12 protein-coding genes are annotated in these 11881 nt (G+C 44.7%); 8 read left to right on the forward strand and 4 right to left on the reverse strand.

Translation table 11 applies throughout. The features are described from left to right. Positions 1-3: 3 nt before the first annotated feature. Positions 4-303 (reverse strand): DUF2909 family protein, encoded by a 300-nt coding sequence (locus tag QF117_RS01755; RefSeq protein WP_282385794.1) that lies wholly within the window; start codon positions 301-303, stop codon positions 4-6. Between the two features lie 22 nt (positions 304-325). Here QF117_RS01755 and QF117_RS01760 point away from each other — a divergent pair, with 22 nt between their 5' ends. The 5 genes from QF117_RS01760 (at position 326) to aroG (ending at position 5186) form a co-directional block, all read left to right on the forward strand. Beyond that, on the forward strand, positions 326-1210 hold the full coding sequence (locus QF117_RS01760) for an SURF1 family protein (protein WP_282385795.1): 885 nt from the start codon (positions 326-328) through the stop codon (positions 1208-1210). Next, the gene (locus QF117_RS01765) at positions 1207-1755 is read left to right on the forward strand and encodes a hypothetical protein (protein WP_282385796.1); all 549 of its coding nucleotides are present in this window, start codon (positions 1207-1209) and stop codon (positions 1753-1755) included. Before QF117_RS01760 ends, QF117_RS01765 begins: the two co-directional genes overlap by 4 nt. 208 nt (positions 1756-1963) lie before the next feature. Then, positions 1964-2980, forward strand: coding sequence for a COX15/CtaA family protein (locus QF117_RS01770; protein ID WP_282385798.1), 1017 nt, complete (start codon positions 1964-1966; stop codon positions 2978-2980). Then, positions 2973-3899, forward strand: coding sequence for a heme o synthase (cyoE, locus tag QF117_RS01775; RefSeq protein WP_282385799.1), 927 nt, complete (start codon positions 2973-2975; stop codon positions 3897-3899). The genes QF117_RS01770 and cyoE overlap by 8 nt, the downstream gene beginning before the upstream one ends. Before the next feature lie 234 nt (positions 3900-4133). Next, positions 4134-5186, forward strand: coding sequence for a 3-deoxy-7-phosphoheptulonate synthase AroG (gene aroG, locus QF117_RS01780; RefSeq protein ID WP_017034760.1), 1053 nt, complete (start codon positions 4134-4136; stop codon positions 5184-5186). A 96-nt stretch (positions 5187-5282) separates the two neighbouring features. Here aroG and QF117_RS01785 read toward each other — a convergent pair whose 3' ends face one another. The 3 genes from QF117_RS01785 to QF117_RS01795 form a co-directional block, all read right to left on the reverse strand. Further along, on the reverse strand, positions 5283-6023 hold the full coding sequence (locus tag QF117_RS01785) for an MBL fold metallo-hydrolase (RefSeq protein ID WP_282385801.1): 741 nt from the start codon (positions 6021-6023) through the stop codon (positions 5283-5285). Next, positions 6001-6630, reverse strand: a complete 630-nt coding sequence (locus QF117_RS01790) for a chemotaxis protein (protein WP_282385803.1) — start codon at positions 6628-6630, stop codon at positions 6001-6003. Before QF117_RS01790 ends, QF117_RS01785 begins: the two co-directional genes overlap by 23 nt. Positions 6631-6921: 291 nt before the next feature. Continuing rightward, positions 6922-8952 (reverse strand): alpha-amylase, encoded by a 2031-nt coding sequence (locus QF117_RS01795; RefSeq protein WP_282386108.1) that lies wholly within the window; start codon positions 8950-8952, stop codon positions 6922-6924. A gap of 280 nt (positions 8953-9232) precedes the next feature. Between QF117_RS01795 and QF117_RS01800 the strand changes: the two genes are divergently transcribed. The 3 genes from QF117_RS01800 (at position 9233) to QF117_RS01810 (ending at position 11875) form a co-directional block, all read left to right on the forward strand. Then, a complete protein-coding gene (locus QF117_RS01800; protein WP_282385804.1) occupies positions 9233-9868 on the forward strand; it encodes a hypothetical protein in 636 nt (211 codons plus the stop codon). A 211-nt stretch (positions 9869-10079) separates the two neighbouring features. Then, positions 10080-11006: an aldo/keto reductase family oxidoreductase gene (locus QF117_RS01805; RefSeq protein WP_282385805.1), complete on the forward strand. Its 927-nt coding sequence runs from the start codon at positions 10080-10082 to the stop codon at positions 11004-11006. A 212-nt stretch (positions 11007-11218) separates the two neighbouring features. After that, positions 11219-11875, forward strand: coding sequence for a hypothetical protein (locus QF117_RS01810; protein WP_282385806.1), 657 nt, complete (start codon positions 11219-11221; stop codon positions 11873-11875). The last annotated feature ends 6 nt before the right edge of the window (positions 11876-11881 follow it).

Below are 11881 nucleotides of genomic sequence, written 5' to 3' on the forward strand. Positions count from 1 at the left end.
CCATTAATAAGGTCGAGAATTTGGCTCTATGAAGCCTCCCATCAGCGCAATGAGAATCAGGATGACGACGAAAGCGGAAATCATCACTCGTCGGCCCAGGTAATAACTCATGGATCGCTGGGTGTCTTTTGGGGAAGAAGTAGAGTGCGCTGAGTCAGGACTTTGCTCTGAATAAGGCTCTTGCTCTGAAACAGAACTTTGCTCTGAAGAGGGAGTTCTCACCATTCTGACTAACGCGATAGCGAGATTGATAACGATAAACAGCAGAAGCAGGATCAAAATGACTTTAAAGAGAAACGACATAGTTTGGCCTTTAAGGACGTTATTGAGTTCAATACGTTTTTGGTTTGGTATGTTGTTAACTGTGGTTGTCTTTTCTGCTTTGGTCAAACTGGGTTTTTGGCAGTTGTCGCGGGGTGAGGATAAGCAGCAAGTCGAATCTGAATTGTCGCAACGACTTAATGCGCCTTCGATTTCTTTAGATTTAGCGGTTAGCCGCTTTGACCTTCAATCATTGACTGGGGTTAAAGTCTCAGTGGATGTCACTCCACTTCCGTTGAGCGATGTCGCGACCGTACTGTTAGACAACCAAACCTTTGAGGGGAAAGTTGGGTATCTCGCGTATCAGGTGGTGTCTGACGGAGATCAACGGTTTTTTCTGCTTGAACGAGGCTTTGTGGCAGGTTTAAAGCAGCGATCACAACTTCCAAATGTGACATGGATAGATGAACCACAGGCGATGGAAGGGCGTTTGTACCAAAAGTCGATCAATCCATTAAGCAGCGATCTTGGCCTAGAAAAGACCAATCCATTGCGGATTCAAAATCTCAATATCCCCTATCTTTCTCGTGAACTGGGCCTCACATTAGAGCCGTTTGTCTTTCAACCTCAGCAAGATGACTGGCCTTATCTACAACCCTGGCAGCCGGTTCCTATGCGTTCAGCTAAGCACTTTGGATACGCGGTTCAGTGGTTTTCAATGGCGCTGGTTTTTGCGCTATTAAGTGGTTATGTACTGGTGCGCGCAGTGAAAAAAATAAAGATACAAGGCCATGATGTCGATGCGAATAACCCGGTTTTGGACGTTAACCAAGATGGCTCAAAAAATATGGACTATGCTTTAGAAACTAATGGCTTAGTAGAGGGTAAGGGTGTAACAGAAAATACGGGCTTAGCAGAAAATAATCGTCGTCATAAGGAAAATATATGAAAAATACTGTTTGGCGGGGCCGACTTTTATTGTTATCGCTTATTTTTGTTTTTGCGATACCAGTGATCAGTGCCAAGTTGATTCTAGCAAACCATTGGTATGAACCCGGTGTCACTAACCAAGGGGTGTTAATCGAGCCTTCGACAACATTCAGTCAATTGGGTACGGATAACCCACTAGAGCAACAAAGTTGGCAACTGGCGTATGCCGTCCCCGAAGTATGTGACACATTCTGCGAAAAACAACTCCACCTTTTGGGGCAAAGCTATATCGCCCTCGGTCAATATAAAGAGCGAGTCGAACCCGTGCTTTTATTGACGCAACGAAGTGATACCAATGCAGTGAAAGATTTTCATTATCGAGCCATTGAAGTGACCGAAGCGTTTTCTGAGCGTGTTGGCGAGTTTGAAACCGTCATCGTTGACCCATTAGGGCAGCTGGTCATTCGTTACCCGAAAGCCAACAATGAAGGTGATCTGGTGGCTCAGAGTAAAGGGTTACTCGCAGACTTTAGAAAGCTACTCAAATTATCTCGGGTTGGTTAAGTTGAGTATTTGAGCCGTTAAGTATTGAATCTTTACGTAGTGAGAATTTACGTAAAGAGAAATAAGCTATGTCTTTCTTGTAGAAGCAAGAAGCAAGAAGCAAGAAGCAAGAAGCAAGGAACAAGAAGCAAGGAACAAGAAACAGTTAGTAACACGAAACAGTTAGTAATACGAGGCAATAGGGAATATCTAGAAACAGGGAATGTGTATGAAATTGATGGTGTTAGTTCGAACCGCAATAGTTTTGTCGATTTTTGTCATTGGGATGGGCGCCTATACACGTTTGGCGGATGCTGGTTTAGGCTGCCCAGATTGGCCTGGATGTTACGGGCAGATACTAGTGCCAAGCGGCCAAGAAATTTCAGAGGCGAACAGCGCATTTCCAGAGCGAGCGGTTGAACCCAAAAAAGCGTGGTTAGAAATGATTCATCGCTATTTAGCGGGGACATTAGGTCTGATCATTTTTGCGATAACCGCCTTGTGTATCCGTCAAAAATCAATGACACCAACGCTTCCTATTATATTGAGCGTGGTCACTATCTTTCAAGCTTTGTTAGGGATGTGGACAGTCACGCTGAAACTATTGCCCATTGTGGTGATGGCGCATTTAATCGGAGGATTTTCCGTACTGGCCTTGTTATCGGTGATCGCTTGGCGATTGAATCGACAGCGTGAACCGATCCATCAGACGCTGGTTCCTCCTTCACTGAGAACCGCTGCATTATTTGCTTTCATTGTGGTCGTATTGCAAGTCATGTTAGGTGGGTGGACTTCCTCAAACTATGCCGCATTGATGTGTAGTAGCCTACCTATTTGTGAAGGTAACTGGATCGAACAGCTCAATTTCCATTCTGCTTTCGATTTGTTCCAAGCAGGTCACTCCAATTATGAGTTTGGCGTTCTGGATTACAGCGCTAGGATGACAATTCATGTGTCACATCGAATCGGTGCCATTATTACCGCTCTCGCCGTCATTTATTTGGCTGCTCGATGCATTGCGAGCGCAGAACCTCAGCTTAGTGGAGTAGGCTGGAGACTACTATTGGTATTGATGCTGCAAGTGGCTCTTGGGGTGAGTAATGTTCTGCTTTATCTGCCACTCGGCATTGCGGTTGCCCATAATTTAGGGGCGGCACTATTAGTGTTAGCGGTATTGCATACCAATTTTTTACTTTGGCAGCCTAATAGGGAAATAGAGTTTGGCAAGGAGAGTGTTCATGAATAAATCACAAATGGTTATAGAGGAAAATGTCCAATCTCAACCAAGATCGAAACTGAAATCCAAACCGAAATGGAAAGTCTATCTTGCATTAACCAAGCCTAAAGTGATTGCCTTGATGCTATTAACTGCTGTGGTGGGAATGTGCTTATCGACGACCAGTCATTTACCGTGGCAGCCAACTTTGTTTGGGCTTATTGGTATTGGTTTGATGGCCAGCGCTGCTGCCGCATTCAATCACCTAATAGACAGAAGAATCGATGCCATCATGGCTCGAACTTATAAGCGTCCTTTGCCTTCAGGAGAAGTCGCCGCAGTACGTGTTTTCCTGTTTGCTTTATCACTGGGTATCATTGGCTTTATATTGTTATACACCATGGTGAACGGCTTAACCGCATGGTTGACGTTTGCGAGCTTAATCGGTTACGCCGTTGTTTATACCTTGTATTTAAAACGAGCGACGCCGCAGAATATTGTTATTGCTGGGATAGCCGGTGCAATGCCACCGTTATTAGGCTGGACGGCAATCACGGGTGAATTACACGCGAACGCTTGGTTACTAGTGATGATTATCTTCATATGGACACCGCCACATTTTTGGGCTTTGGCGATACATAGAAAAGACGATTACGCTCGTGCTGATATCCCTATGTTACCTGTCACTCATGGCGTTGAGTACACCAAAACGTCGATTCTGCTTTATACCGTGTTGCTCGCGCTTGTTTGTATGTTGCCCGTGTTAGTGGGAATGAGTGGCGTCATTTATCTCACCGTTTCATTAGCGTTAAGTGCTGGTTTCATTCAATCAGCATGGAAACTGAAATTCACGGATAACAGCGGGCAAGCGATGCAGACGTTTAAGTTTTCTATCTACCATCTGATGGTTTTGTTTGCAGCGCTGCTGCTCGATCATTACCTCGTCTAGCTTTTAGTCAATGATGAGCAAGCAATGAGTAAGTAATGAATTGGGTGTAAATAAAAATATACATCAAAGTTAAAGTGTAAATATATAGGTAATATTGCCTTTTGTTTAAATTAATGATTGAACTTTTCCTGCTTAGTCGATAAGTTACAAGCAACAGGAAATGATTCACCGAGTCCCTGTATTGTATTTGGTACCGATAAACTCGGAAGTTAGACAAATAGGAAGTAGTACGCAATGTTTCAGACTGATGATGTAAGAATTAACAAAGTAAAAGAACTATTACCACCCGTTGCTGTTTTAGAGAAATTTCCAGCAACTGAAACAGCCTCTTCGACTACGTTCCAATCTCGTGAAGCGATTTCAAATATCCTACAAGATAAAGATGACCGTTTATTAGTGATCGTTGGCCCTTGCTCTATTCATGACACAGAAGCCGCGATTGAATACGGTAAGCGATTAAAAGTACTGCGTGACGAACTGGGTGATCGCCTAGAAGTCGTGATGCGTGTTTATTTTGAAAAACCGCGTACTACCGTTGGCTGGAAAGGCTTAATCAACGACCCATACTTAAATGATACATTCAAGATCAATGATGGGCTACGTACAGCGCGTAAACTGTTGCTAGACCTGACTGATATGGGCATGCCGACAGCGAGTGAGTTTCTCGATATGATCTCGCCACAATATGTGGGTGACCTTATTAGTTGGGGAGCCATCGGCGCTCGCACCACCGAATCTCAAGTCCACCGTGAGCTGTCTTCTGGTCTCTCTTGTCCAGTCGGTTTTAAAAATGGTACCGATGGTAATATCAAAATAGCGACGGATGCGATTCGTTCCGCAAGTGCCTCTCACCATTTCTTATCTGTGACTAAATTTGGGCACTCTGCAATCATTGAAACCAGTGGTAACCCAGATTGTCATATCATTCTACGTGGTGGTAAAGAGCCGAACTTTAGTGCTGACCATGTTGGTATTATTAAACAAGAGTTGTCTGCTTCTGGCCTACCAGAGAAAGTGATGATCGACTTTAGTCACGCTAATAGCTCTAAACAGTACCAGCGTCAAATGGTGGTTTCTGACGACGTAGCGAACCAAATTGCGGGTGGCGAAAACGCTATCTTCGGTGTGATGATTGAATCTCACCTTGTCGAAGGCCGTCAAGATTTAGTCGAAGGTCAACCGCTGGCTTATGGTCAATCGATCACAGACGCATGTATTGGTTGGGATGACACAGAAAAAGTATTACGCCAACTGGCTGATGCAGTCGAAGCTCGTCGTAACGCTTAGACTGAGTCAATAAAATGAGCAAATGGCTTTCATCTGAAAGCCATTTTTTTGTGTATCATAATGGGTTAATGGGTTAATGGGTTAATAGCTAATAAGCTAATTTGAGTTAATCGCAATACCGACATCTAATGCATCTAACCAGTCAAGAAATCGCTTCACATCATCCCCTTGGAAAATTCCCCCATGCTGTGGGCACATCATATCGATATCCAATTTACTGACTCTTTCAATCCAATCCCGTTTGGCTCGGTTTGAAGGCATCCATCGCTTGTGAAAGTATTCCATTTTTGGAATGTGGTCGTTAAAGTTCTCAACAAAAAACGGCGCGTCAGGCTGATCCATCGCGGCACCAATATCACCAGACATGAGTATCTTTGCTTCCGGATCATAAACTGAAAAATTGCCGGATGAATGCATGTAGTGAGCGGGTATGAATTGAATTTCCTGACCGGAAAGAAGCACTTTCCCCCCATTATCGGCAATGCCTGAAAAGGTAATAGACTCCATACCGAAATGCCGAATAAAGGATTCCCACAGCCAAGGAGTGTGCAGGGTGGCCGACGGTAAAGCTTTATCCCATAAACCGAGAGAAGAGATAATATCGGGGTCTTGATGGGAGGCAAACAAATGCACGATGTGTTCAATGGGCACTTCTTTGACTACACAACCTAGCATGGCTGAAAATAACTCAATACCACCAGGGTCAAGTAATATCGCCTGATCACGGTTAACGATCATGTACTGATTCGTATCGACAATTTTATCTGGTTTATCTGGATCTCGAGCAAAAACAACCCATCGATGTTGTCCTTTTTCATACAGTACTTTTGATTGCATAGTTCACCCTGGCAAAAAGAGAAAAGAGTTTAAGGGATTGCAAAACATGCTTTTGAATCGCTTCAGCAAGTTCAGTCACGCTCTCGGCTATAGTATTGAGCTGAGCTTGGTATTTCTCGTCAGCCTGAGAAGCCTCAACGCTCAACATGGTGGAAATGATTTGTGCAATCCTCAGTTCGTCATACAGTGTTTGCAGCATGTCATGAAGGCTTTTGGCTTCAGAATAAAAACGATGACTGATCTCTGAATATTCCGAGAGATTGTTGTCTCTGGCGGTATCCAATGTGCGAAGGTATTGTGCGTCGGGATTGTTTAAATACACCAATTCAAACCGATCAACGGCCGATGAGGCTCGGGTGCCCGCGGTGGCCATTTTGCTTAGATTTTGCGCTTTGACATTGATGGTTTGAGACGTTTCAAGGGTGACTTTAACCAAGTCATCTATGGAATCCGTAATTGGGCGAAATCCAGCGGCACTTTCCCCAGCTCTTAATGCTAAGGCTCTGGCATTGCTGGCGACCAATAGCAATCGTTTCGCGATCAGCATGCCGCGATTGAGCTCAGCGGCAACTTCCGCTGCAATTACAAATACAGGTTTACTAGCCATAGATATTGTCAATATTCATTAACTTATAATGATTAACTATAGACCACATATTTAAAGTGCAAGAACTCTTCGCCAAATAATAGCGTCGATTCGGTCAACAGTATCGGAATCCGAAGGGTGCTTGCTATAGCCCTGGCTATGCTCCTTGCCAATGTTCCTTGCCAATGCAAACACCCTTCTATTACTGTCATTTCCATCTTATCTAAAGGTTGTGAGTACGGTACGCTCTAATGCACTCGGAGCTTTAATGTTTGGAAAGAGAAGCTTTAATGTTTGGAAATAGCGAATACGTTAATGACCTACAAACGCGACCACCACTTTATCGCTCTCTAATTGACGAGAGAACACATACGCGTTGTCTTGTTGAATCTCCGTGTGTGTTCCTGCACCTATCGCTGGGTGACGTTGGCGAAATTGCCCAAGCGTCTGCCAATGTGTTAGCAATGATTGCCTTTTAGCATCCAACGTCCAAACCATGTCTGATCGGGTACCCTGGTGGAAATCATCAGCATAGGGCCCAATGTTTCTGGCGACTTCATCTCCGTAGTAAACTTGGACTGCACCAGGGCTTAACAGTAATGCGTTGGCGGCATTGCGTTGGATATCAAACGACTTAAAGCGACTAAAAAACAGTTCGGTATCGTGAGACGACATATAACTCACAGGAAGAAAATCCTCCGATTGCTGCATTTTCTCTGCGTAGTCTTGGTAAGTCCCTGCCATTTGGCTGAAGCACACGGCGCCTTTATCGAGCTTCTTCTGCATATCAAAGTTGATGAGTGCGTCAAAACCATCATCAAAATAGGGCGTTCGATAGGCTGCATGGCCCCAAACTTCGCCCATCATCCAAAATGGCTGACCCTTAGTCTTGTGTTCACTTCTCCAACGCTCCAAGCTTTCACTCGCTTGGCGCTTGAGCCGTTTCCACACATCACTTTCAACATGTTTTACGGTATCTACCCGAAAACCATCGATGCCGAATCGTCTCACCCAATCCGTCTGCCATTCAATTAGGTAGTCACTGACCGTGTATTGGTCTCGGTGCTCGACGCGAGTTCCAGGGTTTTTCATTAACCAAGAGGGTGGCGTGACAAACTCATCGGATTCAGTCAGAAAGTCGGGTAACCCGGCTAACGTCATCGTGATATCACTAGAGCCGGGCTTTGGGTAATTGGGAAGGCCTGCTCTGACCCAATCTCCGCCCCACCAATGGCTCCACTGATCGCTCTTATAATCAATGCCCTGATGAAAATCATGCCAATTTTGGTTCGGTTGTGGTGTCCACTGACTAGCGGGGGTTGGTATGATGTTGGGATCGATGACGTCGATGCCATCGAATTGCAGGTCGGCTAAAGTCGCGTACCCCGAGTGATTGATGACCGCATCGAGAAGTACTTTCATTCCGCGCTGGTGTGCGCCATCGACTAATGCTTTTAAGTCCTCATCTTGGCCAAAGTTCTCATCAATTTTTGTGAAATCTCGAGTCCAATAGCCATGGTAGGCATAGAAAGGGAAGCTGCCGCTGTCGCCACCGCCCACAAAACCGTGCACTTGTTCGACGATCGGAGAGAGCCAAATGGCATCGGTTCCTAGGCTCTGAATGTAATCTAGCTTATTGATAACACCTTTAAGGTCTCCTCCATGAAAAGTTCCAACTTCGTCGCGTCCATCTTTTCTACGGCCGTAGCTTTGATCGTTGTCACGGTCACCATTGTTAAAGCGGTCAACCATAACAAAGTAAATATTGGCGTTTTTATAGGTAAAGGGCTGTTTTTTGATTTCAGGAGCCTGTATTTCTAGATCTTGAATTTCAGGAGTATAGGGTTCAAGCAACATTAAACCGCCGCTTTTAGCTGAAACGGTTAAGGTCACTTGCTGATCTTGAACGGTGACCTGCTGCTGGCTAAACACTTCTCTCAGCTGAGTTCCTTCAGGGAACGTGTCGGCCAACTGGATGGTATGGTGAGTTACCGTGTTTTCTTCACATTGAAGCTTGGGCAGAGGGCGCTTAAACGCGGGTTGGCTGCTGGCTTTGGCTTGGCGATTGAAGAGTAATGTGTGCTTGTCGGCATCGAAGTGAAACGCATAATCGCCAGTAAAACGAATTTTTAGGGGAAGAATAAGCGGCTCAGAGCAGGATAGTTGAATAGGATGACTGAACTTCACTTTTTGTTGCTGATTGGCCTGGCAATCCCCTTCAATTCCGGAAATTTTTAGGGTGTAGCTATCTTTGGCAAGGGAAACCACTAAAGGCGTGTCACTGTTTAATGGGAAATCACGGCTCGTTGTCGTTGTTGCTATGGTTAAGTTCGGGCTGGCCATGCTTGTCGATGCTATAAGAGACAAAAGCAGCCCTATAGGGATCTTTTTCACGTTCAATCCTTAAATATGTGATGAGATAGGTGATGGAAAATTAATCATAAATCGCATGGGTTAGAGTGACATCATTCTTGTCTTCTACGCCCTAAAGTCTGCTTCGTTTCACAAAAATGCCTTTGGGGGGCGCAGAGATTTGGATTCAAATAGGTGGATTTGAGCCGCGAACTTGTGTGCTATTTTATCAATAACTGCTCTCACGCACATTAGGTGATATGGCCCACAAATGAGTCGTAGATTATTAAGTCGAATATTGGTTGTGCTATGCCTGGTCATGGCTCCAAGCTATGTTAACGCGGATGCATCAACGTTTTTACGTCCTTTTTTGTCTCAGGAAGCCTTTTGGTCGCTGAGTCAGTTAAGGGAGAATACCGAGCTGTATGACTGCGGGTTAGAACAAGACGATCAAGCATTTTGCAGCGATGAGGTTAGGTACTATAAAACTCCCGTTGTTGTGACGTTGTTGGTTGATCCCGATACTCATGCTTTCGATAAGCGAGCTTCCGATAAGCGTGTAACGAAGGCAAAACTTAGCGCTGATTTCAGCCCGATTCATTATACGGATTTGCAATTGAATTTGCGTAAAGATGGCTTCCACATAGTGGAAGTGTATAAAGCAGGTCGCCGTTTTTTGGTGGCAGAAGAAATACGTTTTTCTGATCTTCAAGCCGCAGATAAGGCTTTGATTGAGTTTATGAATCAAGGAACGATTGACGATCCCATTGAAGTACGTTGGCAGTTAGCACATAAAGCGCGCACAAAAAATAATGAGGTGGAAGCGGTATTTCATAGCCATAACGAGAGCATAGAGATCACTTTCTACGCTTCAAAAGCCTCTAACGCGGCTGAAATTCATGAATGAAAGCGTCTTAGTTGGCGTTGAGTCCATCGCTAAGTTAGCCGTTTCCTCGGTGTTTATTGATAACATCTACTGAGAAACGTTTACAACTTTAATGGATAAACGTGCCATACGGCTCAAAACGAGTACCTTTTAAAGAAATAGATTTCATAGAGATTGAGCTAACGCATATTCGCGCATACTCTGATCTCAGTTAATTATAGGAGAACTGTTCATGGTGGCTAACGTAAACACGCCCGCTAAAGTAACAATGGCACAGCAAGGCCCAGAGCTTTCAGAGCTAGTACAAGGCTATTGGCGCATGGCTGAATGGGGAATGACACCGCAGCAAAGGCTGACTTTTTTGAAGCAGCATATTGAGCTTGGTGTGACGACAGTGGACCATGCTGATATCTACGGTGGCTATGAATGTGAGACACTGTTTGGCGAAGGTTTAGCTCTTGATCCATCGGTGAGAGATGAAATTCAAATCGTCACTAAGTGCGATATTAACCTATGCACATCTCATAACCCAGAGCGTAAAATTAACCACTACGACACCAGTGCGACTCATATCCATCAGTCCGTCAATAACTCACTGACACGTTTAGGAGTTGAGAATGTGGATGTGTTGTTGATCCACCGACCAGACGTATTAATGGACGCGGATGAAGTGGCTGAAGCGTTTACCGAACTTCATAAAGTGGGCAAAGTAAAACACTTTGGTGTTTCTAATTTTTCACCGGCTCAGTTTGAACTATTGCAGTCGAGATTGGGCAAATCGCTCGTTACGAACCAAGTGGAAATTAACCCACTGAATTTTGAAGTGGCACACGACGGCACACTGGATCACTTACAAATGAAACGTATTCGACCAATGGCATGGTCTTGTCTTGCTGGTGGAAGCTTATTCAACGGTACGACCGAGCAAGAAAAAAGAGTGATCAAAGAGCTTGAAGCATTACGCCTTGAAATCGGTGCAGAGAGTATTGATCAGGTCATTTATGCCTGGGTTCGCCGTTTACCATCGAATCCAATCGCGATTATTGGTTCGGGTAAGATCGAACGCGTGAAAGCGGCGGTATCGTCACTTGAGCTTGAGTTAACGCGTGAGCAGTGGTATCGAGTTTGGGTTGCATCAAAAGGGCACGGTGTGCCATAGGCTCGTTAACCCTTACCTTTAAACTTCAGTGTTAACCACCAGCGTTAACCATTATGAGAACCAGCCATCGTGCTGGTTTTTTATCAGCGCGATTCCACTCATCGCCACCATTTACCATTCGCGCTGATTATCTCCCATTCATCGCAAAGCACTGCACGCTAACCAGGTTCGATTTAATCTTTCATCATCAACGAGTGAAAGGGAAAACCGACATGAACATCAAAACCATCAGTAAACTATCAGCCATCGCACTTCTAATTAGCAGCCACTCATTGTTTGCAACCAATGCAATGGCAGCACCGAGCGAGGCACTGATATCTGAGTACAATATGGCTGCAGAAGGCGATGAGGACAAAGTAGAGATTGTCTATGAGCAGCTTAACCAACAGATCCAATCACAGGGCGCAGACGCACTTAGCATGGTTTACTTGGGAAGCACTCAAACCTTAATGGGACGAGATGCTTTTATGCCGTGGAACAAAATGAAATATACAGAGCAGGGCTTGGCGACTATATCCAAAGGACTCACTTTGATCGATAGCCTACCTGCCAGTGCTCAAGAGTATCGTCAAGGCTTACCGGAAGCGTTATTGGCCAAGGCGATAGCCGCCTCAACATTTACTTCTCTTCCTGACATGTTTAACCATTTTGACCGTGGTTATGACCTTTACCTTGAATTAATGGGTGATGATGATTTTGTTAATCAGAATTATGAAGCGACGTCTTGGATTTACATTTATGCCATTAAAGCTTCATTAAGAGCCGGTGATGTTAATCAAGCCACTGAGTGGTTATCCGATATGCAGAAACAAAATGCGGAGCACCCAATGACATTGCAAGCAGAAGCGCTTGTCAACAAAGCGGCCTAGGGGGTT

The organism is Vibrio sp. YMD68 (assembly GCF_029958905.1).
Classification (GTDB): Bacteria; Pseudomonadota; Gammaproteobacteria; order Enterobacterales; family Vibrionaceae; genus Vibrio.

Bases quoted from the DNA above. Each gene is read 5' to 3' on its own strand.
- QF117_RS01755 (WP_282385794.1), bottom strand. From the start codon at position 303: ATGTCGTTTCTCTTTAAAGTCATTTTGATCCTGCTTCTGCTGTTTATC.
- QF117_RS01765 (WP_282385796.1), top strand. From the start codon at position 1,207: ATGAAAAATACTGTTTGGCGGGGCCGACTTTTATTGTTATCGCTTATT.
- QF117_RS01770 (WP_282385798.1), top strand. From the start codon at position 1,964: ATGAAATTGATGGTGTTAGTTCGAACCGCAATAGTTTTGTCGATTTTT.
- cyoE (WP_282385799.1), top strand. From the start codon at position 2,973: ATGAATAAATCACAAATGGTTATAGAGGAAAATGTCCAATCTCAACCA.
- aroG (WP_017034760.1), top strand. From the start codon at position 4,134: ATGTTTCAGACTGATGATGTAAGAATTAACAAAGTAAAAGAACTATTA.
- QF117_RS01785 (WP_282385801.1), bottom strand. From the start codon at position 6,023: ATGCAATCAAAAGTACTGTATGAAAAAGGACAACATCGATGGGTTGTT.
- QF117_RS01790 (WP_282385803.1), bottom strand. From the start codon at position 6,630: ATGGCTAGTAAACCTGTATTTGTAATTGCAGCGGAAGTTGCCGCTGAG.
- QF117_RS01795 (WP_282386108.1), bottom strand. From the start codon at position 8,952: ATGGCCAGCCCGAACTTAACCATAGCAACAACGACAACGAGCCGTGAT.
- QF117_RS01800 (WP_282385804.1), top strand. From the start codon at position 9,233: ATGAGTCGTAGATTATTAAGTCGAATATTGGTTGTGCTATGCCTGGTC.
- QF117_RS01805 (WP_282385805.1), top strand. From the start codon at position 10,080: ATGGTGGCTAACGTAAACACGCCCGCTAAAGTAACAATGGCACAGCAA.
- QF117_RS01810 (WP_282385806.1), top strand. From the start codon at position 11,219: ATGAACATCAAAACCATCAGTAAACTATCAGCCATCGCACTTCTAATT.